This window comes from Amycolatopsis cynarae, from assembly GCF_026802195.1.
In the GTDB taxonomy this organism is placed as follows: domain Bacteria; phylum Actinomycetota; class Actinomycetes; order Mycobacteriales; family Pseudonocardiaceae; genus Amycolatopsis_E; species Amycolatopsis_E rhizosphaerae.
In genome coordinates, this window is record NZ_CP113836.1 from 4,882,763 (window position 1) to 4,907,094 (window position 24,332).

General features: G+C 72.0%; 17 protein-coding genes. 8 read left to right on the forward strand and 9 right to left on the reverse strand.

What is annotated here, in order from left to right:
- Positions 1 to 56 precede the first annotated feature (56 nt).
- A complete protein-coding gene (locus tag ORV05_RS23295) occupies positions 57 to 1,976 on the reverse strand; it encodes a glycoside hydrolase family 3 protein (RefSeq protein ID WP_268754153.1) in 1,920 nt (639 codons plus the stop codon).
- A 532-nt stretch (positions 1,977 to 2,508) separates the two neighbouring features.
- Here ORV05_RS23295 and ORV05_RS23300 point away from each other — a divergent pair.
- Positions 2,509 to 4,167 carry an L-lactate permease gene (locus tag ORV05_RS23300; RefSeq protein ID WP_268754154.1) on the forward strand — a complete coding sequence of 553 codons (1,659 nt, stop codon included), beginning with the start codon at positions 2,509 to 2,511 and terminating at the stop codon, positions 4,165 to 4,167.
- 4 nt (positions 4,168 to 4,171) lie between these two features.
- Here ORV05_RS23300 and ORV05_RS23305 read toward each other — a convergent pair whose 3' ends face one another.
- Positions 4,172 to 4,519: a Rieske (2Fe-2S) protein gene (locus tag ORV05_RS23305; RefSeq protein WP_268754155.1), complete on the reverse strand. Its 348-nt coding sequence runs from the start codon at positions 4,517 to 4,519 to the stop codon at positions 4,172 to 4,174.
- Between the two features lie 135 nt (positions 4,520 to 4,654).
- On the opposite strand from ORV05_RS23305, the gene ORV05_RS23310 reads away from it, so the two are divergent.
- Together ORV05_RS23310 and ORV05_RS23315 are read left to right on the forward strand one after the other, a co-directional pair.
- Positions 4,655 to 6,697, forward strand: a complete 2,043-nt coding sequence (locus ORV05_RS23310) for a S9 family peptidase (protein WP_268754156.1) — start codon at positions 4,655 to 4,657, stop codon at positions 6,695 to 6,697.
- Between the two features lie 75 nt (positions 6,698 to 6,772).
- A complete protein-coding gene (locus ORV05_RS23315; RefSeq protein ID WP_268754157.1) occupies positions 6,773 to 7,402 on the forward strand; it encodes a TetR/AcrR family transcriptional regulator in 630 nt (209 codons plus the stop codon).
- A 61-nt stretch (positions 7,403 to 7,463) separates the two neighbouring features.
- Here ORV05_RS23315 and ORV05_RS23320 read toward each other — a convergent pair whose 3' ends face one another.
- From ORV05_RS23320 to ORV05_RS23330, 3 genes are all read right to left on the reverse strand, one after another.
- Entirely contained in the window at positions 7,464 to 9,431 is a 1,968-nt protein-coding gene (locus ORV05_RS23320) for a hypothetical protein (RefSeq protein ID WP_268754158.1), read from the reverse strand.
- Between the two features lie 2 nt (positions 9,432 to 9,433).
- Complete coding sequence (locus ORV05_RS23325) at positions 9,434 to 9,850, reverse strand: hypothetical protein (RefSeq protein WP_268754159.1); 417 nt, start codon at positions 9,848 to 9,850, stop codon at positions 9,434 to 9,436.
- 355 nt (positions 9,851 to 10,205) lie between these two features.
- Complete coding sequence (locus tag ORV05_RS23330) at positions 10,206 to 10,757, reverse strand: TetR-like C-terminal domain-containing protein (RefSeq protein ID WP_268754160.1); 552 nt, start codon at positions 10,755 to 10,757, stop codon at positions 10,206 to 10,208.
- A gap of 79 nt (positions 10,758 to 10,836) precedes the next feature.
- On the opposite strand from ORV05_RS23330, the gene ORV05_RS23335 reads away from it, so the two are divergent.
- Entirely contained in the window at positions 10,837 to 12,075 is a 1,239-nt protein-coding gene (locus ORV05_RS23335) for an MFS transporter (protein ID WP_268754161.1), read from the forward strand.
- 22 nt (positions 12,076 to 12,097) lie between these two features.
- On the opposite strand, the gene ORV05_RS23340 is transcribed toward ORV05_RS23335, so the two are convergent.
- On the reverse strand, positions 12,098 to 12,292 hold the full coding sequence (locus tag ORV05_RS23340; protein ID WP_144591106.1) for a 4-coumarate--CoA ligase family protein: 195 nt from the start codon (positions 12,290 to 12,292) through the stop codon (positions 12,098 to 12,100).
- Positions 12,293 to 12,620: 328 nt separating this feature from the next.
- Complete coding sequence (locus tag ORV05_RS23345; protein WP_268754162.1) at positions 12,621 to 15,224, reverse strand: LuxR C-terminal-related transcriptional regulator; 2,604 nt, start codon at positions 15,222 to 15,224, stop codon at positions 12,621 to 12,623.
- 558 nt (positions 15,225 to 15,782) lie between these two features.
- On the opposite strand from ORV05_RS23345, the gene ORV05_RS23350 reads away from it, so the two are divergent.
- From ORV05_RS23350 to ORV05_RS23360, 3 genes are all read left to right on the forward strand, one after another.
- Positions 15,783 to 17,189 (forward strand): polysaccharide biosynthesis tyrosine autokinase, encoded by a 1,407-nt coding sequence (locus ORV05_RS23350; protein WP_268754163.1) that lies wholly within the window; start codon positions 15,783 to 15,785, stop codon positions 17,187 to 17,189.
- 373 nt (positions 17,190 to 17,562) lie between these two features.
- On the forward strand, positions 17,563 to 18,768 hold the full coding sequence (locus ORV05_RS23355) for a DegT/DnrJ/EryC1/StrS family aminotransferase (RefSeq protein ID WP_268754164.1): 1,206 nt from the start codon (positions 17,563 to 17,565) through the stop codon (positions 18,766 to 18,768).
- Between the two features lie 193 nt (positions 18,769 to 18,961).
- The gene (locus tag ORV05_RS23360; RefSeq protein WP_268754165.1) at positions 18,962 to 19,702 is read left to right on the forward strand and encodes a GAF and ANTAR domain-containing protein; all 741 of its coding nucleotides are present in this window, start codon (positions 18,962 to 18,964) and stop codon (positions 19,700 to 19,702) included.
- Positions 19,703 to 19,713: 11 nt separating this feature from the next.
- On the opposite strand, the gene ORV05_RS23365 is transcribed toward ORV05_RS23360, so the two are convergent.
- Positions 19,714 to 20,877, reverse strand: coding sequence for a beta-ketoacyl synthase N-terminal-like domain-containing protein (locus ORV05_RS23365; RefSeq protein ID WP_268754166.1), 1,164 nt, complete (start codon positions 20,875 to 20,877; stop codon positions 19,714 to 19,716).
- 111 nt (positions 20,878 to 20,988) lie between these two features.
- Positions 20,989 to 21,420, reverse strand: a complete 432-nt coding sequence (locus ORV05_RS23370; RefSeq protein WP_268754167.1) for a DUF6431 domain-containing protein — start codon at positions 21,418 to 21,420, stop codon at positions 20,989 to 20,991.
- Positions 21,421 to 21,532: 112 nt separating this feature from the next.
- Between ORV05_RS23370 and ORV05_RS23375 the strand changes: the two genes are divergently transcribed.
- Positions 21,533 to 24,307, forward strand: coding sequence for a sensor domain-containing protein (locus ORV05_RS23375; protein WP_268754168.1), 2,775 nt, complete (start codon positions 21,533 to 21,535; stop codon positions 24,305 to 24,307).
- Positions 24,308 to 24,332: the final 25 nt, after the last annotated feature.

A 24,332-nucleotide genomic window follows, 5' to 3' on the forward strand; every position in this document is an offset into this window, starting at 1 on the left:
CCTGTTCGCTTCGAATGATTCGCAGCGAACAGGCCCCGCTCGAACACTCGCCCCGGTCAGCGCCGGGTGGTGAGGCCGTAGCCGTAGGGGAACAGCGGGTCGTACCCGGGGTCGCCGACGTTGACCGGCTCCTGGGCGGCGCTGCGCGGCCAGCTCACCGGCAGCTTCCCGCCGAACGGGGTGCGGCCGAAGAGCACGTCCGCCACCCCGGACCCCTCACTGCCGGGCAGCCACGACATCACGAAGGCGTCCATCTTGGACAGTTCATCGGTGATGATCTGGGGCCGTCCCGCCACATCGAGCACCACGCAGGTCCGGATCGTGCCGCACACCCGGTCGATGTTCGCCCGGTCCGCGGCCGAGATCTCCAGTGTGTGCCCGTTGTTGCCGACATCGCCCATGCCTTCGGCGTAGGGCGTTTCGCCGATCACCACGATGCCCACGTCCGCCCCGGCCATCGGCGCCGACGCGTCCGGGCTGTAGGTGACGTTCGCCGCCTGCGCGCGGATGCCCTGCAGGATCGTGGTGCCGGGGAAGGCGCCGTTGCCGGACTGCCCCTGCCAGGTCACCGTCCAGCCGCCGGCCTGGTTGCCGAGGTCGTCGGCGTTCACCCCCGCCACGTAGAGGTGCTGGGACGGTTTCAGGGGCAGCGCACCCCCGGAGTTCTTCAGCAGCACCTGCGATTCCGCGACCGCTCGCCGGGCCACGGCACGGTGGGTGGCCGAGCCGACGGTGCCCAGGTTCGTCCGGTCGGTGTAGGGGTGTTCGAACAGGCCGAGCTCGAACTTCGCCTTGAGGATGCGACTCACCGCGTCGTCGATCCGGGCCGTGCTCACGCGACCGGCGTTCACCTCGGCGAGGAGGGTCTGCTCGAACTGCGCGGCGCTGTAGGGCTCCATGAACATGTCGATCCCGGCGTTGACCGCGGTGCGGACCTGCGTGGCGTAGTCGCCGGGCAGCTGGTGGATCGCCTCCCAGTCGCTGATCACGAACCCGTCGAAACCGATCTTCTGCTTGAGCACCGAGGTGATCAGTTCCCGGTCGGCGCTCATCTTGACCGGTGTGCTGCCCGGCCGGTCGGTCCACTGCACGCTCGAAAAGGACGGCATCACGCTGCCGATGTGGTGCTGCCGGACGGCGGTGACGTACGGCGCGAGGTCGACGCGCTGGAAGTGCGGCCAGTCGGTGATGGTCACGCCCTGGTCGATGGTGTACGTCCCGGTCGTGGAGGTGCCGTAGGTGGTGTCGCCGTCGCCCGCATAGTGCTTGGCGGTCGCCAGCACGTGGTCGGGCCGGGCCAGGTCCTCCGGGCTCGTGCCCTGGAACCCGTCGATCGCGGTTTCCATGGCGGACACCAGGGCCGGGTCCTCGCCGAAGCTTTCGTAGGTGCGGCCCCACCGCTCGTCGCGCGTCACACACACGCACGGTGCGAAGACCCACTGCGGTCCGGTGGCCCGGGTTTCGGTGGCCGTGACGTGTTCGACCTCGCGCACCAGCGCGGGATCGCGGGTCGCCCCGAGCCCGATGTCGTGCGGGAAGACCGTCGCGCCGACGAGGTTGTTGTCCCCGTGCACGGAGTCGATGCCGTACAGCAGGGGGATGTGCAGCCGGGTCGCGAGCGCGTGCGACTGGTAGCCGTCCACCATGTCGGCCCACGCCTGCGGGGTGTTGGGGGTGGGGGTGGACCCGCCGCCGGACAGCAGGGACCCCAGTGCGAGATCGGTGATCTGGCCCTGGTTCCCGTCGACCGCGCCGCGCTCGGCCTGCGTCATCTGGCCGACCTTCTCCGCCAGTGTCATGCGGCCGAGCAGGTCCGAAACCCGGTGCGCGACCGGCGTTCGCGCGTCGAGGTAGGCCGGGGCGGCGACCTGCGCGGCGGCGGGTGCGGCGGCCGCCGCCGCCACGAGCGCGGCCGCGAGGCCGGGGAGCGTGGCGCGGCGGAATCTCCTGCCGCGCCGGGAAAAGGCGGTGCTCACGTGATCCTCCTACGGGGACGGGGGCAGCACCGGCCGCGGCCGGACCGGATGTCCGGCCGGCCGGGGGCGGTACCGCGGGATCAGGGACGCGGGTGAGGCGGGACGAGAGGTGGGGGAAGCGGCGCTGCCGGGACAGGCACGCCACGCGGGACCCCCTCGAGAGGCGGCGGCTGCGGCCCCCCGGTCCGGGGTGCCGCGAGGGTGGTTCTCGGCATCGAGATTCCCTTCACGCTCCACGACGAGCAACGCTGCGCAATGTTGCGGGACACAACATATTCGCTCGGGTCCCGTCGCGGAAGAGGCCGGACGGCGCATACCCTCGAAAGGTCCAGTCCAGCCGGCCCTCACCCGTCCGGTTGACGTGGCCCCCCGGCGGGCTTACCGTTCCCGTGGACAGATCGTGGTTTTCCGCCACCGGATCCGCCGTCCGGACGCACAGTCACCGGAGACTGGGAGGACGCGCATGACCACTCCCCGTTCACGTCCGAACGCTCCCCGGCCGGACTTTCCGCGCCTTCCCGCGAGGTGAGCCGTGTACCGGCAGATCCTCGATCCCGTCGCGGGCTCGCTGCTGTGGTCCTCGCTCGTCGCGGCCCTGCCCCTGGTCGTGCTGTTCGTGCTGCTGGGCCTGGTCCGGATGACGGCCTGGCTCGCCGCGCTGATCTCCCTGGCGGTCTCGCTGCTGGTGGCGATCTTCGTCTACCCGATGCCCGCCGGTCCCGCCTTCCTCTCCGCCGCGGAAGGCGCCGCCTTCGGGTTCTTCCCGATCCTGTGGATCGTGATCAACGCGCTGTGGATCTACCGCATGACCGTCCACACCGGACACTTCGACGTGCTGCGCCGCTCCTTCGCCAGGGTCAGCGACGACCAGCGGATCCAGGGCGTGATCATCGCCTTCTCCTTCGGCGCCCTGCTCGAGGCGCTGGCCGGATTCGGCACTCCCGTCGCCATCACCAGCGTCATGCTCATCGCGCTGGGCTTCCGGCCGCTCAAGGCGGCCGGGGTCGCGCTGGTGGCGAACACCGCTCCGGTGGCCTTCGGCGCACTCGCCGTGCCGATCACGACGCTCGCCACGGTCACCGGGCTGCCGCTGCACTCGCTGTCGTCGATGGTCGGCAGGCAGACCCCGCTCCTCGGCGTGTTCGTGCCGCTCGCGCTGGTGTTCATCATCGACGGCCGCCGCGGCGTCCGGCAGACCTGGCCTGCCGCGATGGTGTGCGGCCTGGTGTTCGCCCTCGCCCAGTTCGCCACCTCGAACTACGTCAGCGCCCCGCTGACCGACATCGTCGCGTCACTGCTGTCGGCCGGGGCGGTGGTGCTCTTCCTGCGGGTCTGGCGTCCCGCCGAGTCCTACGCCGAGGCCGGCAGCCCGGTGCCCACCGGGCCGGTGTCCCCGGGGGCCGCCACGACCGCCACCACGACCGGCACGGACGGCGAGCGCGGCGCGGACACCGGTGCCGAGGTGTTCCGCGCCTACGCCCCGTATTTGATCATCATCGCGGTGTTCGCGCTCGCCCAGATCCCCGCGATCCGGGACGCGCTGGGCAGCGTGACCAGGACCTTCGCCTGGCCGGGCCTGCACATCCAGTCCCCCTCCGGCAAACCGTCCACCCTGCCGAACTTCAAGTTCGACTGGCTCGCCTCCGCGGGCACCCTGCTGGTCATCGCTGGGCTGCTGAGCATCCCGGTGATCCGGATCCGGCCGGGGCAGGCCCTGCGCACCTACGGGCAGACCTACCGGTACCTGGCCGCCGCGATCGTCACCGTGATGGCGGTGCTGGCGCTGGCGTACGTGATGAACGCGAGCGGGCAGACCGCGACGCTGGGCACGTGGATGGCCGGGGCAGGCGGGATCTTCGCGCTGATCTCCCCGATCCTCGGCTGGCTCGGGGTGGCCGTCACCGGTTCGGACACCTCGTCGAACTCCCTGTTCGGCGCGCTGCAGGTGGTGGCGGCCCAGAAGGCGGGACTGGATTCCGTGCTGCTGGCCGCCGCGAACTCCTCCGGCGGCGTGCTCGGCAAGATGATCAGCCCGCAGAACCTCGCCATCGCGGCCGCCGCGGTCGGCATGTCCGGCCGGGAGGGCGAACTGTTCCGGCGCGTCTTCGGCTGGAGCCTGCTCTTCGTCGCCGTGATGTGTCTCCTGGTGCTGCTGCAGTCCACCCCGGTGCTGTCCTGGATGGTGCCCTGACCGCTTACCGGGGGAGCCGGCGCAGCCGGATCCACACCCAGCCGTCCCGCTCCTGCACGGGGTAAACGCGCAGGTCACGGACCTGGCAGGCCAGGGAGGGCGGCAACAGGGCACGCGGACTGCGGTTTTCACCGGTGCGGGCGTCGTAGGTGTAGTGGTGGTGGGGGCAGGAGATCTCGTCTCCGGTGACGGGCGCGCCGTCGAGGGGCCGGTTCTCGTGCGGGCAGCGCGGGGCCACCGCGATCGCCCGGCCGTCGGCCGTGCGGCCGAGGAGCACGGGCCGCCCCCGGACCTCCACCCGGGACAGCACACCCGTCACGTCCTCGCTGCGTACCGTTCGCTCCCACGCCATATCAGCGGTGTTCCACCTGCCCTCCGCCCGGTGACGCCCCGAGCGTACCCCCGGGGGCAGCACCGCCGAACATGCTCCACAGTGGACAATCGGCGAAACCGCCCGTCGCCGCCCCGCGGGTGGTAAGAAGACCTCATGATCAGCGATGCTCCGCACGAGGACGAGAACCCGTTCTCCGACCTGGACGCCTACGCGGCCCTGCCCCGCACCTCGGGCCTGTGGCTGTCCCCCGACGGCCGCCGCGTGGTCGTCGGCCTGTCCACCCCCGACCCGAAGAAGAACCGCTACACCACGGCTCTGTGGGAGGTCGACCCCGAGGGGAACCGCCCGGCGCGCCGCTTGACCCGCAGCACGCAGGGCGAGTCCGGTGCCGCGTTCACCCCGGAGGGCGACCTGCTGTTCGTCTCGTCCAGACCGGACCAGACGAGCGAAGAGGCGCCCGAAACCGGGGCGCTGTGGCTGCAGCCCGCCACCGGCGGGGACGCCCGCGTCATCGCCGCCCCACCGGGCGGGGTGCGGGACGTCGTGGTGGCGGCCACGGCGGGCACCATCGTGTTCGGTTCGGGGGTCCTGCCCGCCGCGGGCGGCCTCGCCGAGGACGAGGAACTGCGCAAACAGCGCAAGGAGGCCGGGGTGTCGGCGATCCTGCACGAGGAGTACCCAGTGCGGTACTGGGACCACGATCTCGGCCCCGACCGCACCCGCCTGCTGACCGCCCCGGGGACGCCCGCCGGGGAGGAGGCGGCGGACTGGAAGGACCTCACCGGCCACGTCGGCCGGGCTCTCGGGGACGAGTCCTCCTGGCACCTCTCCCCCGACGGCACCACGGTAGCCGCGTCGTGGACCGTCGCCGAGGCCCGCGGCTCGCAGCGGCAGACGCTCGTCGCCCTCGACGTGGCGGGCGGGACGCGGCGCGTCCTGGCCGACGACTCCGAGCACGAGTACGAGTCCCCGCGCATCTCGCCCGACGGCACGCAGGTCGCCGTCGTCGTGCGCAAGCGCTCCACCCCGCACGACCCCGGCGACGCCTGGCTGGGCCTCGTCCCGCTGGCGGGCGGGCCGGTCACCCCGCTCGCGGCGGAATGGGACCGCTGGCCGATGGCCCCGTGCTGGACTCCCGACGGCTCGGCCCTGGTCGTGATCGCGGACGACGAAGGCCACTCCCCGCTGTGGCGGATCGAGGTCGCCACCGGGAAGATCACGCGCCTGACCGCGGACGGCTCCTTCACCGACCCGGCCGTCTCCCCGGACGGGCAGTGGGTGTACGCGCTGCGCTCGGCCCTGGACAGCCCGCCAGCCCCGGTGCGGGTCGCGCTGGACGGGACGGGCAACCTGGAGGCGTTGCCGTCACCGTCCGCCGCGCCCGCGCTGCCGGGCAGGCTGACCGAGGTCACGGCCACCGCCGGGGACGGCACGCCGCTGCGCGCCTGGCTGGCGCTGCCCGGCGACGCCGGTCCCGCCAACCCCGCGCCGCTGCTGCTGTGGATCCACGGCGGCCCGCTGCATTCGTGGAGCGCGTGGTCCTGGCGGTGGAACCCGTGGCTCGCGGTGGCGCAGGGCTACGCGGTGCTGATGCCCGACCCGGCGCTGTCCACCGGGTACGGCCTGGAGTTCATCCGCCGGGGCTGGGGCGCCTGGGGCGAGGCCCCGTTCACCGATCTGATGACCATCACCGATGCCGCAGAGGCCCGCGACGACATCGACGCCGCCCGTACCGCGGCGATGGGCGGCTCGTTCGGCGGCTACATGGCCAACTGGGTGGCCGGGCACACCGGGCGGTTCTCCGCCATCGTCACGCACGCCTCGTTGTGGGGCCTGGAGCCGTTCGGCGCCTCCACCGACGGAGCGCACTACTGGCGCCGCGAACTCACGCCCGCAATGGCCGAGGCCAACTCCCCCGACCGGTTCGCCGACGCGATCACCACGCCGATGCTGGTGATCCACGGTGACAAGGACTACCGCGTGCCGATCGGGGAGGCGCTGCGCCTGTGGTGGGACCTGCTGTCGCGGGCGGACACCGAGGATTCGGCGACCCCGCACAAGTTCCTCTACTTCCCGGACGAGAACCACTGGATCCTCGGCCCCCGGCACGCGAAACTGTGGTACTCCACGGTTTTCGCCTTCCTTGCCCAGCACGTGCTCGGCAAGCCCTGGCAGCGTCCCGAACTCCTCGGCTGAGGTGGCCGGAGAAGCCGGGCGGGCCCGCCCGCCCGGCTTCTACAATCGCCCCGGCACAGTGGAACGGAGAACGGCATGGCGGGCAGGGCGAGCGGCGGCGGCACCGCCTGGCAATGGAGCCGCACGGCGGAAACCAGGCAGACCCTGCTCGACTCCGCCCGTGCGGTGTTCGGCGAGCACGGTTACGCCGAGGCGAGCGTGGCCGAGGTGGTGCGGCGCGCCCAGTCCAGCGTGGGCAGTCTCTACCACCACTTCGGCGGTAAGGCCGAGCTTTACCTCGCACTGTGGGAGGAGCACCAAGGGGTTCTGGAACGCAGCGCGACGGCGGCCGTGTCGGGCGCGCGAGCACGCGGTGAGGAAGACCCGCTCGCCCTGCTGATCGCCGGTGCCCGCGCCTACCTGGAAGCGTCGTGGCAGCAGCGTGACCTGGTGCGGCTGTTCATGAACGACGACGGGCCGCCGGGGTTCGACCTGCTGCGCCGCACCCGGGGCCGCGAGTGGGTCCGGCAGAACGCCGTCCTGCTCGGCGCCGGTGCCGACCCGGTGGACCGGCTCACCGTCTCGGTGATCACGGCGATCATCGGCGAGGCGGGGCGGGAGATCGCCGCCTGCGCCGGTAAGCGCAAGGCTGCCACGATCACCGAAGCCGCGGTCGGCCTCATCCGCAAACTCGACCCCCTGACGGCAGCGGCCGCAAAGCCGTGAAGGGTCCCTTCACAGTCGAATCGACGGTGAAGGGACCCTTCACGGCAAAACGGGGAGAGCGCTACTTCTTCTTCTTCTCGTCGTTCTTCTTCCAGAGGCCGATCACGGGCGGCGCGACGACCTTCTCGCCCTGGAACAGTTCGGGATCGCCCTCGATGTAGTCGGCGACCCGGTGTTCCTTGTCGTCCTCGCCCTTGCCGCGTCCGCCGTGGGGCATGCCCGCGCCCGACATGCCTGGCGCACCGGCCCGGCCGGCCGCACCCGCCGCGCCAGCGCCCGCGGCGGCGGCCCGCCCCGCCGCGGCCTCTTCGGCGGCCATCGCGCCGGAGGCCGCGCCCGCGGAGAGCCTGCCCGCGGCGCTGCCGCTCGCGGAGCTCCCGCCGGCGGCGCCGAGCCCGCCGACCCCGCCCAGACCGGCGGCGCCGCCCTTGATCCCGGGCCCACCGACACCACCGATACCACCGGCACCACTACCGCCTGTACCGCCCGTGCCACCGGCGCCGGTGAACGTGGTTCCGGTGAGGGGCGGGATGTCCGGGGTCGGGAACGACGAAGTGGGCAGGCCGCCGCCGCCGAGGCGGCTGGCGATGCTGTCGCCGTTGACCCCGCCGTTGTAGCCGATGGACGGGATCGAAGGCATCGAGCCTGAGCCGCCGGTAGAGCCGCCGCCACTGCCCGTCGGCAGGGTGACTCCCGAGGGCGAGGTGAAATCGGGCATCGACGGCGGGGTCCACTTCGATCCCGAACCCGCGCCGGTCCCGGCGTAGCCCGCGCCGGTCCCGGCGTAGCCCGCGCCCGCGCCCGCCGTCCCGGATGGAAGGTCCACATTGGGCAGTCCGGGCGCCGAAAAGCCCTTGCCGGAGCCGCCTTCGGTACCCGGGATCTGGTAGGAACCACCGGACGCCGAGCCCGCCCCGCCACCGAAACCGGCGCCCGAGCCCACGTTCGCGCCCCCGGGGAAACCCGAACCCGTGTCCAGGGAAGGAATCCCCCCGGCGCCAGCGGCACCAGCGCCAACGGCACCAGCACCGGCGGCAGCGGCGGGCAGGACCGGGGTGTCCGGAGTGGCCGGGATAGCCGGCGTGGCCGGAGTAGCCTGGACGCGCTGCATCATCTGCTCGCCCTGCAGCATCGGCGTGCTCGCACCACCGGCACCGCCGGCACCACCGGCACCCGCCGCGCCGCCGCCCGAGACCGAAGCCGCCCTGGTCTGCGCCAGTGCCGGCGGGGCCGGGAATTCGGGCGTCGCGACCGCCGAGCCGATCTCCTGGTCGAACTGCGTCATGATCTGCGCCGCATGCTCACGGGCGACCCGCTGCGCCTGCATGACCTGGAGGTCCTGCGACACCCGAACCGCGTACTCGACCGGGCTGGTGCACTGCATCAACTGCGCGTTGGCGGCCCGCACGTCGAACTGCACGGGCGGGTTGGCCGCCATCTTCCGCTGGGTCTCGTTGAGGACCTGCGAGTGGATCTCCTGCTGCCGCCCGGTGAGCGTGGCGCCCTGCGCGGTCTGGCCGAGCCATTTCCCGATCTCCGACAGGTGTTTCCGCGCGGCGTCCCCGCCGGCGCCCTGCCAGTTCGCCTCGCTGGCCTCCACGGCGTCGGAGAGCGTCTTCTGGTGCTGCGTGAGCTCGTTGCCGACCCGGATCCATTCCTCCGAGGACTCGGCCACGGTGGCCGAGTTCGCGTTCTCCATGATCGCCTGCTGCATCTGCTCGTGCGAGGCGTTGGCCCAGTCGGTGGTGGGCGGCGTGCCGGGCTGCCGCAGGTCCAGCCCGTCGCCGAGGCCCTTCCGCGCCTCGTCGATGCGCTGCAGGTAGACCTTCTGGATCAGCTCGTTACGCAGGCGCGGGTCCACGGCCTTGCCCAGCCAGCCGTGGGCGATCTCGTAGTCGACCAGCTTGGTCACCTGGTCGCGGATCTGGTCGCCCGAGGAGGTATCCCAGCTCGAGGCTTCCTGGTAGTACGGCGAGGACTGGTCCGTGGTGACGTCGTAGTAAGGACTGTCCTGAGTGGACGTTGTCACGGTCAGACCTCCGTACGCAACTGGGTGAGGGTGTGCTGGGTTTCCTCGTCGCGGGACCGGTAGTTCCGCTTGGCGAGCTTGATCGCCTCGATGTAGTCCGGGAGCTCGGCGCGCGCGTGCTGCAGCTGCGTCAGCAGACCCCGCTCGTCGGTGCCGGTGCTCAGCATGTGGTTCGACACCCACTGCGCGGTGGCCGTGGTGCTCATCGGCGGCGCCTCACCCAGCCGTTGCAGGGCCGACCACCGGGCGTTGAGGGTGTCCACCACCCCCTCCAGCGCCTGGATCATCTGATCACCGGTGGTCTCGTCGACGGCGAAACCACCGCTGGCGGCGAGCACTTTGAGCTGCGCGCCGCTGAGCGCCGGCCGCGCGCGTGTGGTGGCCAACGCGCGAATTTGGGGCTGTGCATCCTCGCTCATCAGCTGGAAAGACCTCTCCGGGATTTCGGGTGAACGTCCGGAGCCCACCGCTGCCCGCGACCGGCGGCCACGATGGCGACCGCGGCCACCGCCAGGCGCGCGGACAGGCGAGCCTCCTCGGTGCCGCGCCAGCCTACCGGTGGTACACCGGCACGGACACCGGCACACGGGCAGGGAAGGCGACGGTGTCCGCAAGGGAAGAAGGGTTGCCCGAAAGGGAAAAGCCGATGCACACCTGCCCCCCGAGGCCTCGTCTACCGGTTTGCTCCGCTCGAACCAGTCAACCACGACGAGGGCAACGTTGTTCCCCTCCTCTGTTGCCGAACGGTGAAGCCGGGGCGAATTCCCGGGCGCCTCACCGCAGCAGCGCGTCCACCAGCTCCCGCGCCCAGCCCGGCTCGGCAGGGTGTTCGGTGAACACGGCCCGGTAGTACAGCGGGCCGAGCAGCGCGTCGGCGGCCCGGCCCACCTCCGGCGGGTCACCGCCGCGCTCGCGTTCGCGATCGAGCATCGCGGCGAGCTGGGCGTGGCGGTCGGCCGCGCAGGCGCAGCCGCCCTGCGTCCCCGAACCGACAGCGGCGCGCATGAGCGCCAGCACGTCCGGATCGGTGAGATCGGCGGCCACGTCGGTGGTCCAGCGGACGAGGTCCTCCCGCAGCGAACCGGTGTCCGGCACCACGATGTCCCCGCTGAACCGGCTGGTCGCCACGTCGGCGAGGAGATCGGCGAGCGAACCCCACCGCCGGTAGAGGGTGGTCGGGTGCACTCCGGCCCGCCCGGCGACGACGGGCAGGGTGAGCGCTTCCGCGGGTTCGGTGGCCGCCAGGAGTTCCCGCACCGCGCGGTGGACGGCGGCCCGGATGCGGGAAGAACGGCCGCCGGGCCTGGTGTTGGTAGTGACCGGCATGCGCAACATTATCGCACTGATCGCTGCGTTTAGGTATGCTGCCACTAAAGCATTGATCACTGCATTAAGAGGAGTGCGTGTGACCGAGTCATCCTCGGCGTCATCTCCGGTCGGTGTCCTCCCCGCCACCGCCGGCCCGAGACGCCTTCCCCGCGCCGCCGCCTTCGGGGGAATCGCGGCGATCGTCGTCCTGTTCCTGGCCGCCTCCAGCGCCCCGTCGCCCCTCTATGTGGTCTACCAGCGCCAGTGGGGCTTCTCGGCGACCACGCTCACCGCCGTGTTCGCGGTGTACGTGCTCGGGCTGATCGCCGCACTGCTCGTGCTCGGCTCGCTGTCCGACCACATCGGCCGGCGACCGGTGCTGGCCGCCGCCCTGTTGCTGGAAGCGCTTTCCCTGCTGCTGTTCCTGACCGCGGGCGGCGTCGGGACACTGTTCCTGGCCCGGGCCCTGCAGGGCATCGCCACCGGGGCGGCGACCACCACGCTCGGCGCCACCCTGGTCGACCTCGCCCCGCCGCACGCGCCGGCACGGGCGGGGGTGGTCAACGGGGTCGCCCCGATCAGCGGGCTCGCGCTCGGGGCGCTCGGCTGCGGCGCACTGGTGCAGTACGGGCCCGCCCCGACGCATCTGGTCTTCGCCCTGCTCCTGGCGGGCATGCTGGTGGCCGCCCTCGTCGTCGTGCTGCTGCCGGAAACCTCGCCCCGGCGGGCCGGCGCGGCCGCGTCGCTGGCTCCCCGGCTGGGCATCCCTGCCCGCCTCCGGGGCGACGTGCTGGTCATCGTGCCGATCCTGGTGGCGGGCTGGGCGCTCGGCGGGCTCTACCTCTCGCTCGGCCCGTCGGTGGCCGCGACACTGTTCGGCCTCCACAACCACCTCGCCGGGGGCCTGGTCGTGACGGTGCTGTGCGGGACCGGTGCCATTACCGCGTTCGCGCTGCGGCGCGTGCCCGCCCTGCGCCTGCTGCGGCCCGCCTCGCTGCTGCTCGCCACGGGTACGGCCGTGACGCTGGCCGGGATGGCCGGCGCGGGACTCGCCGCGGGGATCGCCGGGACCGTCATCGCCGGTGTCGGGTTCGGCGCCTCGTCCCTGGCCACCTTCGGCACGCTGGCGCGGCTCGCGGGCCCCGCCGAGCGGGGCGAGTTGTTCGCGGTGGCCTACACCATCGCGTACCTGGCCTTCAGCCTGCCCGCCGTGGCCGCGGGCCTCGCCACGACCGCGACCGGGCTGCGGCCGACGGCGATCGTCTACAGCCTGGCCGTCATCGTCCTCGCCCTGGCGGCCCTCGCCGCCAGGGAACTCCGCCGCTCCCGCGCCTGACGCACCGGGCGCGACGGGGGGATCAGCCGAGGCGCGGCCGCCGGGGCTCCGGCACCTGGCCCGCCTCGGTCTGCTTCGCGGCCAGGACCAGGCACCGCTCGCAGGGCATCCCGGCGGGCCGCGTGAGCAGTTCGGCGTCGGCGGGCGGGATCTGGAAACCGCAGCACGCGGTCAGCAGGGGCACCCGGCCCAGGGGCACCCGGAAGACGTGGGCCATGCGGCGGGTCTCCCCGCCGACGTGCGGTCGCGGGCGCGCCAGGAAAAGTGCGCCCGGAAAGGAAGGGCTATCGTATTCCCCGCCGGCGGGCACGGCGGTCGTTCGCGCGGGTTCGGACACGGATTCTCCCCACTCCCAAGGAATAACTCCGCTCTTCGCCGGAATTCGACGACTAACCATGAATACAATGCCGCCCGCGAACCGGAAACTCGAGTCGAAACATTCCCCCGTGTCGAGTGAAATGTGCCCCGAACCTACTGGCGGGTCAGGGAAATGAGCGCACCCTGGCGCGACGGGGCGCGGTATTCACCCCGCGTACGGCGACGGTTCAGAGCAGTCCCCGCTGCCGCGCCATGATCACCGCCTCACGCCGTGAGGTGACGCCCAGCTTGCGATACACATTGCGCAGATGCGTCTTCACGGTGTTCACCGAAACGTACAGGGTCGCGGCGATTTCCTCGATCGTGGCGAGCGAAGGCAGCTCGCGCAGGAGCTGGACCTCGCGCGGGGTCAGCTCGGCGGTGTCGGCCGGTCGTGCCGCGGCCGGGATCGCCTCGACCAGTTCCGCCACGAACTGGTCGAGGCGGCCGAGCCTGCCGATCTGCGGCACCAGGAGCTTGCGGATCTCGGGGCCCGCGTCGTAGAACGGGCGGAACGCCCGCCGCGGCCCGGCCAGCTCCAACGCGGCGCGAAGCGCCCGATCGGCGGCGCGGGCGTCCCCCGCGCGGTGGGCCAGCAGGGTGGTGAGCAGATAGGCCTCGATCCGGGTGGACACCACGTGGCAGCGGACCTCACCCTGGTTGATCTTCTCCAGCTGGGCCCGCGCCGAGGCCACCCGGCCGTAGTGGAAGTGCATGCGGGCCCGCAGCAGCTGGACGTCGCCCGAATCCCCCAGCCAGGTCGACGCGCGACGCTCGACCTCCGCGGCCCAGTCCGCACGGCCGAGCCGCAGGGCCATGCGCTGCTCCACCGGCGCCTCGTAGGCCACCAGTGCGGGCTGCACCGGTTCGGTGCGCCCCACCGTGGACCAGTGCCGGCGCAGCCGCACCAGCGCCGCATGGGGGTCATCGCCGTACTCGAACTCGATGACCTCCCGCACCGACAGGGCGCACATCTCCACCGTGCGGTCGTTGTTGGGCCCGAGCAGCTCGATGCCACGCGCCGCCATCGCCCTGGCCTTCTCCGCCTCGAGGAACTGGTAGGCCGCCCAGGCGGCGATGGTGTACGGGAAGCAGCAGGCCGCCCGCAGCGCCGGTCCGTGCTGCCCGGCGAACTCCAGCGCCTGCTCGGCCAGGGTCCGCATGCGCGGGAAGTCCCCGTTGGCGGTGGCGACGCCGGACAGCTGGCTCAGGCAGTGCAGCACGGCGAACGGGTAGTCGTGCGCCGTCGCCATCCGCATGGCCTGCTCGAGATCGCGGGCGGCGCCCTCGTGACGGCCCAGCCAGAAGAACGCCGTGCCGCGGTTGACCAGGGCGAGCACCAGCAGATCGGTGCCCGACATGCGGGGCAGCCGTTCGTCCAGTTCGGTCATCGCGGGCACCACATGCCCGGTCAGCCTCGCCCAGTGGGTGCGCACGATCACCTCCAGGTCACGCACGCGCGGGTCGTCGCAGGCCTCCAGTGCCTCGGTCAGCCCGGCCAGCCGCAGCTCGGCCCCGGTCCGCTCGCCCCCGGTCAGCTCCAGCAGCACCAGCACCAGCCCGACCTGGGGCCGCCCGGCGGCCGAGGCGGGCAGCGTGTCCGCCAGATCCCGCAGCAGCGCGAGATCGCCGCGCAGCACCAGGCTGGGGCCGAATTCGCTGACCACGCGCGCGGAGAGTTCGGTGTCGGCGGCGGGGACGGCGTTGCGGGCCGCGGCCACCGCGTCCCCCGCGTCGGCGAACCAGTGCCCGGCGATCGCGTGCAGCTTCCCGTAGCTGGACGGCGCGTGCCGGCGCAGGTGGGCGCGCAGGTAGGCGCGGACGAACGGGTGCAGGCGGTACTGTTCCTCGCCGGTCCTCGACACCAGCCCGTCGAACCGTTCGAGCCCCTCCAGCACCGCGGGCGCGTCCTCCCGGCCGGACAGCGCGGCGGCCAGTCCCGCCCCGAACTCCTCGCACACCGACGTGGCTCGCAGGATCTGCAGTTCGGGCTCGGTCAGCCCGGACAGGACCTCGCTGTCGAGGTAGTCCGTCACCGTGCGGTCGGTGGAAACCAGCACCTCCAGCGCGCCGGCGCCGTCGCCGGTCTCCCCCAGTGCCAGTGCCGCCAGCCGGACCGCAGCGGGCCAGCCCTCGCTGATCGCCATCAGCCGGTCGAGTTCCGCGCCGGAGGCCCGCACGCCCAGCCGGGACACGGCGCGCTCGGCCTGGTCCCGGGCGAACGCGAGGTCCGCGGCGCGGATCTCGCGGACCCGCCCGGCCACGCGCAGCCGGTGCAGTTCGAGCGCGGGCTCGCGGCGCCCGGACAGCACCAGCCGCAACTGCCGGGGCATCAGGCGCAGCACCATGGTGAGCACGTGCTGCGCCTCGGGATGGCGAAGGTGGTGGATGTCGTCGAGCACGAGCCAGACGCGGTCGTGCTGGCGGTCCACTATCTCGGCCAGCTGCGCCACCAGAGCGCTTTCGCTGATCCGTTGCTGTGGAAGGCTTTCCCCGTTGCCCGCGGTGACCGCGCGACTCACCGCGGCGAGGATGCCGAGGGAGAGGGACGTGGGATCGTCGTCGGATTCGTCGATGTTCATCCAGGCCACGTATCCGGGCGCGGAAACCCGCCGCATTTCCCGGACCCAGCCCGAAAGCAGGGTGGTCTTGCCGTAACCGGCGGGCGCGGTGAGCACGGTCACCAACGGGTCGTCGGTATCGGTCCCGGGAGACGGCAACATGCCCTGCGGTCGCGGGCGGACCACGACTTCGCGAGGCGGCAGCGGCACCGTGATTTTCGGCGCGGGCACGACTGGTTTGATCGCCGGTCTCCTTCCGGGCAGCACGATGAATCAGGCTATGAGAACTTCACGCGCCCGCTGGCCGACCCAGTACTGAAACGGCCAGTTCGCCCCAATCGAGTGAGCGCACAACCCGTATTTCACCGCGCAGCACAGGGATAAACGCGCTTGCCTCCGTCTGGATGGCTCTCCTCACCCCTGTGAGCTAGCACGCGAAGGGTGTTCTGCCACAAGGATCCTCGTTCACCCCGGCCGGAGGAGCCGGAGCGCGGGCCGCTGGGACACGATTCAAAGATCGATACGGCAGTTGCATTTTTCCGCCTGCCCCATCAGACCCGCGGGCCGCGCCGGTTCGCGAGAACGGCCGGCGGCCGCCCCGTGCCCCCAAAGCGGCGGCCGCCGGTCTCTCTATTTTCTCCTTGCCCTGACACGAATCCGGACACGTCCTCGATCCGGTGACAACGGGGCGGCCCCGCCGGAGGCGTGCCAGACTCGTCCCGGCCCGGCGGCGAATCCCGCCGGGCGCAACGGAGACCCGAACCAGGACTACGAGCGGCCGGAGGTGCCGTGAGCCTGTACTACTGCCGGCGCGTGGCACGGAAGCGCTGGCGCATCATCTTCTTCGGACTGCTGCTCGGCGTGGCCGCCGCGGCCACCGTCACGCGCGTCGTGGCACCCGAATACTCGGCGCAGGCAACGCTCTACCTTTCCTCCCCCGGGGAAACGGACGGTAGCGCCGGGAGCGTCGGCGGTGAGCGGCTGCGCAACTCCTTCGCCTGGCTGGCGGGCGGGCAGCATCTGGCGCAGGCGGTCGTCGACCAGCTCGGTCTCCACGAGCCGGCCTCGGCCGTTTCGGCGAAGCTCCAGTCGTCGAGCAGGCCCGGCACCAGTCTGGTCTCGATCACGGCCACGGACGCCACTCCCCAGGGCGCGAAGACCCTCGCCGACGCCGCCGCGGGGGCGCTCACGCGCCTGGTGACCCAGTTGCAGACCTCCCCGCCGGTCACCGCGTCGGTCATCGAACCGGCCGCGGTGCCCACCCGCGCCACGCAGCCACGGCCACTGCTCGACTTCGGGCTGGGGGTGCTGCTCGGGCTGCTCGCCGGTGCGCTCGCCGCGCTCGTGCGCGAGGCGCTGGACCGGCGGATCACCGAGGCCGGGGAACTGACCCGGCTGACCGGCGCGCCGAACCTGGCCACGGTCCCCCACGACCCCGCCGCGCCCGAGCCTCCGTCCTTCGCCGGCCCAGGGCGAACCGGCCCCGCCGAATCCTTCCGCACGCTGCGGACGGCGCTGTCCCTGGTCGACGTGGACCGGCCCCGCAAGGCGATCCTGGTGACCGGCGCGCTGCCGGGATCGGGCCGTACGACGACCCTGTGCGGCCTGGCCGTCGCCCTCGGCCGGACCGGACGGCGGGTCGTGCTGGTGGAGACCGACCTGCGGCATCCGCACGCCCTCGACCATCTCGGCGTCGGCGGCGGCGAGGTGGGCCTGACCAGCGTGCTCACCGGCCAGGTCGCGCTGGAACAGGCCCTGCGCACCTGGAGCGGATCGGCCGTGTTCGACGTGCTGCCCGCCGGACCGCTCCCGCCGGATCCGGCCAGGCTGCTCGCTTCGCGGCGCATGGCGGACCTGCTCGCCGAGCTGCGCCGCCGCTACGACACGGTGCTGCTGGACGCGCCCGAGGTGCCCGCGGGGGCCGACGCCGCCGTGCTGGGCGCGGCGTGCGACGGTGGCCTGCTCGTGGTCGCCCACGGCCGGACCACCCGGCACCAGGTGAAGACCGCACTCCTCGCGCTCGCGGCGGGCCGCGTCCGGCTGTTCGGCACCGTGCTCACCATGGCGCCCCTGCCTCCCGGGCAGACTCCCGTGCGCATTCCGGAGCAGGCACCCGAGCCGTCGGTGGGCCGGATCACCGGGACCGTCCCGCTCGACGTGATTGCCTCGGCCCCGAAGTCGCGCACCCATTCCTGAGATCCCGAGTAATTGTCAGTCTGCCGAAAACCGGTTCACATGTGTTCCTGCGCCGGAATGCGCGAGATCCACAACCGGAACGGGTGATGTCACGGTTTCCGCTTCGGCGCCACGCACGCCCGGTGATATCTTCCAACGGCACCTTCGAGCCGCGCGGATCACCGGCGCATTCCACCGAGGCGCGCCGGGAAAAACGCGCAGAACTCATTGTTGGGGGCAAGCAGCACGGGAAGCACCTGCGATCCGAGTCCCCATCGCCGGCGGCGGACCGGGCCACGGCCACCTCTTCGCCTCCCGCGGCCCCCGCCCCGCCCGACCGGGCTCAAGATGATCCACAATGGACTGAGCCGAACGCGGCCAAGGGAGGAAGCTCATGACCGCACTCGCCATCGACGGGGGCCCTCCGGTCCGGACCACCCCGCTGCCCGCCTGGCCGTCCTTCGACGCGGCCCAGATCGCCGCGGCAGGCGACGTGCTGGCCTCGGGTCAGGTGAACTACTGGACCGGCGGGCACGGCCGCGCCTTCGAGCGCGAGTTCGCCGCGGCCGTGGGCGCGCTGTACGCGGTCGCGCTTTCCAGCGGCACGGTGGCACTGGAACTGGCGCTGGCCGCCCTCGGCGTGGGGCCCGGCGACGAGGTCATCGTGCCCGCGGCGACCTTCATCGGCACCGCCTCCGCGGTGGTGCGCTGCGGAGCGAAACCGGTGGTGGCCGATGTGGACCTGCACACCCTGTGCGTGACAAGGGAAACGGTGGAACCGGCGATCTCGCCGCGCACCAAGGCACTGATCGTCGTCCACCTCGCCGGGCATCCCGCGGAGCTGAACCCGCTGCTGCAGCTGGCGAAGGAACACGACCTCCGCGTGGTCGAGGACTGCGCGCAGGCCCACGGCGCCCGGTACTTCGGGCAACCGGTGGGCAGCTTCGGCGACATCGCGGCCTGGTCTTTCCGCCACGACAAGGTCATCACGACCGCGGGCGAGGGGGGCGCGATCACCACCTCCCACCTCGCCCTGTGGCGGTACTGCTGGGAATTCAAGGACCACGGCAAGAACGTCGCGACGGTGCAGCAGGCCCAGCAGGGCCGGGGATTCCGCTGGCTCCACGACAATTTCGGCACCAACGCCAAGATGACGGAGGTCCAGGCCGCGGTGGGGAGGCTGCAGCTGGGCAGGCTCGACGAGTGGGTCAAGCAGCGTCAGATGAACGCGGCGATCCTGCTCGACGCCCTGCGCGACCTGCCCTCGGTCCGCGCGGAGGACCCGCCCGCCCACGTCGAACACGCCTATCAGCGCTTTCATGCCTTCGTGAAGCCGGAACAGCTGGCCCGCGGCTGGGATCGCGACCGGATCGTGGAGGCCATCATCGCCGAGGGCGTGCCGTGCGGCCCGGGCGGTTGCGCGGAAATCTACCGGGAACGCGCCTTCTCACGCTTCGAGGATGCACCCACCTTCCTGCCCGCCGCGGCCGAAATCGGCCGCACCGCCTTCACTCTGCCGATTCACCCCGCCCTCACCACCGAGCACATGATCGAGGTGGCGAAGGCGGCGGTGAAAGTGTTGTGCGCGGCCACCCGTTGACGTGGTCCACACCTCACCTGAACGGGTTTTCCCGGACGGCGACCCCGCGAATAGCCGCACCGCGGCCCCGGTTCCTCACCCGCACTTGGTGAACTCCTCCGCCACTGGTTTTCCGTGGCCGGGCGCCGGGGATAGCTAGTTCGCACCGCACCAGTCACGGGCGTGCCGGGCATTGTGGGAGGAACAAGAAACCATGCATCGCGAAGTCGAACTCGCCGCGGCTTTCCTGGATCTGTCGCGCTTTTCCGACCGCGGATTCGATGAGGCGCGCTATGCCGACCTGCTGGCCCGACGGTGCGCCGGACTGCTCGACGTCGACGCGGCAGGCGTTCTGCTCACCGGCGCGGGCGGTCAGCTCTCGGCGGTGGCCGCCTCCGCCGAAACGGTACAACTGCTGCAACTGGTCCAGCTCCGCTTTCAGGACGGTCCCGGCATCGCCAGCTTTCGCACCGGAAATCCCGTGCACGCGGCCGATCTGCGCGCGGGCACCCGGTGGGACACCTTCCGCTCCGCCACCCTCAACGCCGGGTTCGCCGCGGTGCACGCGCTTCCGCTGCGGCTCAACGAGGAAAGCCTCGGTTCCCTCACCCTGTTCCGCCGTGTGCCCGGGGAACTCACCCTCGAGGACGTCAAGATGGGCGAGGCGCTGGCGGCCTTCGCCACCGCCACCCTGCTGGCGCAGCGGGCGGTGGAGAAGGCGGAAACCCTCGCCGGGCAGTTGCAGACCGCGTTGCACACCCGCATCGTCATCGAACAGGCCAAGGGCATTCTCGCCGAGCGGCACGGCCTGGGCACCGAAGGCGCTTTCGAACTGATGCGGGCCTACGCCCGCCACGATCGGCGCCGCCTCGACGAGGTCGCCCGCGCCATCATCGACCGCTCCCCCAGCGTGGCCCGGCTGCTGGGCCGGGCACCCGAGTCGACGGCGGGATGACGCGGCGGCGCTCACGCCGCCGGACCCAGCACCACGGCCGAGTTGTGCCCGCCCATCCCCAGCGAGGTCTTGAGGGTCAGCCCACCGGACAGCGCGGTGGGCCCCGACAGCAGCCGGGGATGTGCGGGCGCGACCGCCGGTGGCGCCGGGATCACCCCGTGCTCGTACGCCAGCGCGGTGGCCACGATCTCCACCGCACTGGCGGCACCCTGGCAGTGCGAAACGAGCGGTTTGACCGAGTAGATCCCGGCGTCGCCGCCCAGGAACTCGGCCAGCATCGCCGCCTCCGCCCGGTCGCACTGGGCCGTCCCGGGCCCGTGGGCGTGCAGGTAGGCCACCGCGGAGCCCGGGACCCCGGCATCGGCCAGCGCCACGCGCACACACTCCCGCACTGCGGTGAGCGCCGGGTCGATCGAGGTGACGTGGTAGGCGTCGTGCGTCATGGCCCCGCCGTGGGCCACGACGTAGGGCCGCCCGCCACCCTCGCCCCGGGACAGCACGAACGAGGCCGCGGCCTCCCCCATGGTGAATCCCCGGCTGCCCTCCTGGAACGGGCGGCAGGCGTCGAGCGGCTCGGCGTCGGTGACCGCGACGCCGAGCCGGACGAAGGCCCGCACGTGTTCCGGGCCCGCCGACAGATCGGTGGCGACCACGACCACGTCGTCGGCGATGCCCGCATCCAGCCACGCCTGCGCGGTGAGCAGGCCCGCGTTGCCGGAGGCGCACATGGCGGAAACCTGCAGGGCCGGGCCGCGGAACCCGAACTCCTGCATCAGCAGCGAAACCGGGGTGGAGGGCATCAGGTAGAGGTAGTCCCTGACCGGCAGCGACCCGCCGTGCGCCAGGTAGAAGTCCCGCAGGAGATCCACTTCACCGAGTACCGCGGCGTGCACCAGGCCCACGCGGCGCGGCCGCCAGCCGCGGCCGGTCGCGTCCTCCACCGCCTCCCGCACCGCCGCCCGAAGGGCGCGGGCGAACCGGGTCGGGCCGTCGCCCGCGCGACCGCCGTCGGGCACCAGCGCCACCCAGCCGGGCTCGCCGGGATTCGTCCCGTATCCGGGCACGCGCCGGGCGGCGGGCTGCCCCGACCGCAGCCCCTCCCACAGCGAGGCGCTGCCCCAGCCGTATCCGGTGACGGCGCCGACTCCGACGATGGTGCTTCTGTGCCCGGGCATTGGTCCTCGCTCCTCGAAACGACGCGGCGGTGTGGGAACGCCACACGTCCTACCGGGCGGAGCATCCGCGCGGAGCGCCTCGGCGGCCGGGGGTGGGACGGTCTCGTGTTGTCAGCCCACGTAGACAGCCGAAAGGACCCTTGCCGATACCGCGGAATGGCCCCTGGAAGTAGCCCATCCGGGGTAGTGATCGGGCAGGCGGAACCAGTCGCGCACGGTCGGCGCGGGTATCCGCAGCCGGGCCGCCACGGCGCGGTGGCCGTGCCCGGCGGACCGGCCCGCCAGCGCCTGCTTGACGACCGGGGCGGCGTAGGCGCGGCGGGGCAGCACCCAGTCCGGCAGCACCACGTGCGTGCTCCCGCAGCCGCGGCAGCGCAGGCGCCGCGGGCGCAGCAGCCGGGCGGGCGCGCGGGCGAAGCGGACGGTGCGCACCCGGGCGTAGCCCCATGGGCGCAGCGGGCCGTGGCAGCCGGGGCAGCGCAGCCGCCCTTCTCGCAGCCAGGTGAGGACCGGTGACCGGTTCGTGGACCGAGTGATCAGCACGTAGGCTCCTTTCCAGGGCGGCCGCACGCCGCTCCGCGGATACACCCGATCGAGGGGTATCGCCGGACTTCCCTGGGGCCGAGGCGCGCCGATCAGGGAGGCGAACCCTTCGATGCGATCGGAGCAGGACATGGGTAGTGAGGTCAGCGACTCCGGGCGCCTCGTCGCCGGCACCGACCTCGGCTCCGACCTTGTCACGGACCTGGCGCTGACCGAAAGCCACGGGTCGGGCTGGCGGCTGGACCTGGCCACCGGCGCGGCGGTGTGGACGCCCGGCATCGCGGAGCTGGTGGGAGCCCCCGGGACGGACGAGGACGCCATCGGCGAGCACCTGCGCGACGCGGTCAAACCCCTGGTCGACCTCGCTCGGTCGGGACAGCGTGACGAATTCGAGGTGATCCGCCGCATCGACCTGCCCGGCGGCGGCGCCCGGTGGACGCACTTCCGGGCCCGCAGGTTCGGGCACGGCGCCCGGCAGGGCCTGGTCGGGGTGGCCACCGACGTCACCCACCAGCAGGAATCCCAGCGGGCCCTGGCCGACCTCGCCGACCGCTACCGGCTGCTGGTCGACCTGAGCCCGGACGGGCTCGTGGTGCACCAGGACGGCCGGCTGGTCTACGTCAACCCGGCCACCATGCGGTTCGTCGGCGCCACCTCCACCGAGCAGTTGCTCGGCCGGTCGATCCTCGACTTCGTGCACCCGGACTCGGTGCCCGAACTGCTGCGCCGGATCGGATCGCTGTCCCGGCCCGGGGCCGTCACGGCCCCGGCCGAAGCCGTCCTCCTCCGGTTCGACGGGGGCACCTTCCGGGTGGAGTCGGTCTCGGTGCTCACGACCTGGGAAGGGCGCCCGGCCTATCAGGTCATCATGCGGGACCTCAGCGCCCAGCGCGCGGCGGAAGCCGCCTTGCGCAACCAGGCGGCGCTGGTCACCCACGTCAGTGACGCGATCATCGCGACGGACCAGGACTGGGTGGTGATCAGCGTCAACCCCGCCGCGGAAACGATCTTCGGCCCGGCCGCCTGCCACGCCTCCGGCCGACCGATCGAAGAGCTCATCGGCACCCCGCTCGACGTGCCGGAGGTACTGGCCGAGGGTGGCTGCCTGCTCACCGTGCACCGCACCGACGGCGACCCGCGCTACCTGCGGATCTCCGCCGCCAGGATGGACACCGGCTACGTGCTCGTCTGCGCGGACGAGACCGCGCGGCGACTCGCCGAGCAGTACTTCACCACGGTGGTCGCCGCCCTCGAGGAGGGGGTCGTGGTACTCGGCCGCGACGGCCGCGTCGAGTCGGCCAACCCGGCGGTGTCACGGATCCTCGACGCGCCCATCGAGGACATCCTCTCCCCCGACCCCAGCTCCTTCGAACTGTACGACGGAACCGGGATGCGCATCCCGGACGGCGAGTTCCCGATCGCCGTCACGCGCCGCACCGGCGAACCGCAGAACGGCCAGATCGTGCGCGTGAAGCGGCACGGCCGCGGCGACGTGTGGCTCTCGGTCAGCAGCCGCCCGCTCAATCCCGAAACCGGCCCCCCGTATGCGGTGGTCGCCTCCTTCAACGACAACACCGAACGCAGGCAGATCGGCGAACGGCTGCTGTACGAGGCCACGCACGACGCGCTCACCGGACTGGCGAACCGGACGCTGATCGTACGGCGGCTGACCGAGGCACTGCGCGAACCCGGCCGGACCGACACCCTCGCCGTGCTGTTCGTCGACCTCGACAAGTTCAAGGTGATCAACGACTCGCTCGGGCACGGCATCGGCGACGAGGTGCTGCGGGTGGTCGGAAAGCGCTTACGGGGCGGGGTCCGCCGGGCCGATCTCGTCGGCAGGCTGGGCGGGGACGAGTTCGCCGTGGTCAACTTCCACGTCCGGAGCCCGGAAGACGTCCGGGCACTGGCGAAGCACCTGCGCGCGAGCCTGGCCGCCCCGATCACGGTCAGCGGGCGTGAACTGCACATCGACGCGAGCATCGGGATCGTGGTCGCGGATCCGTCGGACACCCGCCGGGCCGAGGACCTGATCCGCGACGCGGATGTCGCGATGTACCAAGCGAAAACCACCGGGCCGGGCCGCTACGAATTCTTCGACGTGGCACTGCGGGAACGGCTGCAGCGCAGGCTTCGCCTGGAACAGGACCTGCGCCGCGCGGTGCTGAACGAGGAACTGTGGGTCGCCTACCAGCCGGTGGTGGAACTGGCCACCGGACGCACCGTCGGGGTCGAGGCGCTGCTGCGGTGGAACCAGCCGGTCCTGGGCGTGATCTCCCCGGTCGAATTCATCCCGCTGGCCGAAGAAAGCGATCTCATCAACAAGATCGGCATCCAGACACTGCAGACGACCACGCGCGACATGGCCAAGCGGCGCCGGGAACTGGGGCTCGACCTCCAGGTCGCGGTGAACCTTTCCGCGCGCCAGCTCGACGATCCCGATCTCCTCGTCACGGTGGAACGCGCGCTCCACCGCGCGATGCTGCCGCCCGAAGCGCTGTGCCTGGAGATCACCGAAACGACGCTGATGCGCGACCCGGCCGGGGCGGCGATGAAACTGCAGGCATTGCGGCGGCTGGGCGTGAGCCTCGCCATCGACGATTTCGGAACAGGCTACGCCTCGCTCGCGCAGTTGCTGCGGCTGCCACTGGACGTGCTCAAAATCGATCAGTCCTTCGTGCGAGAGCTCGGCCATTCACGCGAGGCCGAGGGCATCGTGGGCGGCATCGTCGCTATGGCGCATTCGGTGGGCCTCATCGTGATCGCCGAAGGTGTGGAAACAGCGCGTCAGGCCAAGATTCTGCGCCGCCTCGGCTGCGACCAGGCACAGGGCTACTACTTCGGCCGTCCGGAGTCGACCAAGAGCTGGCTGCCGCCCGCCGCATGACTGTCCCGATAGGACAGTCCAGGGC

Bases quoted from the DNA above. Each gene is read 5' to 3' on its own strand.
- ORV05_RS23305 (WP_268754155.1), bottom strand. From the start codon at position 4,519: ATGGCGTGGGAGCGAACGGTACGCAGCGAGGACGTGACGGGTGTGCTG.
- ORV05_RS23330 (WP_268754160.1), bottom strand. From the start codon at position 10,757: ATGCCGGTCACTACCAACACCAGGCCCGGCGGCCGTTCTTCCCGCATC.
- ORV05_RS23315 (WP_268754157.1), top strand. From the start codon at position 6,773: ATGGCGGGCAGGGCGAGCGGCGGCGGCACCGCCTGGCAATGGAGCCGC.
- ORV05_RS23310 (WP_268754156.1), top strand. From the start codon at position 4,655: ATGATCAGCGATGCTCCGCACGAGGACGAGAACCCGTTCTCCGACCTG.
- ORV05_RS23325 (WP_268754159.1), bottom strand. From the start codon at position 9,850: ATGAGCGAGGATGCACAGCCCCAAATTCGCGCGTTGGCCACCACACGC.
- ORV05_RS23365 (WP_268754166.1), bottom strand. From the start codon at position 20,877: ATGCCCGGGCACAGAAGCACCATCGTCGGAGTCGGCGCCGTCACCGGA.
- ORV05_RS23375 (WP_268754168.1), top strand. From the start codon at position 21,533: ATGCGATCGGAGCAGGACATGGGTAGTGAGGTCAGCGACTCCGGGCGC.
- ORV05_RS23340 (WP_144591106.1), bottom strand. From the start codon at position 12,292: ATGGCCCACGTCTTCCGGGTGCCCCTGGGCCGGGTGCCCCTGCTGACC.
- ORV05_RS23360 (WP_268754165.1), top strand. From the start codon at position 18,962: ATGCATCGCGAAGTCGAACTCGCCGCGGCTTTCCTGGATCTGTCGCGC.
- ORV05_RS23355 (WP_268754164.1), top strand. From the start codon at position 17,563: ATGACCGCACTCGCCATCGACGGGGGCCCTCCGGTCCGGACCACCCCG.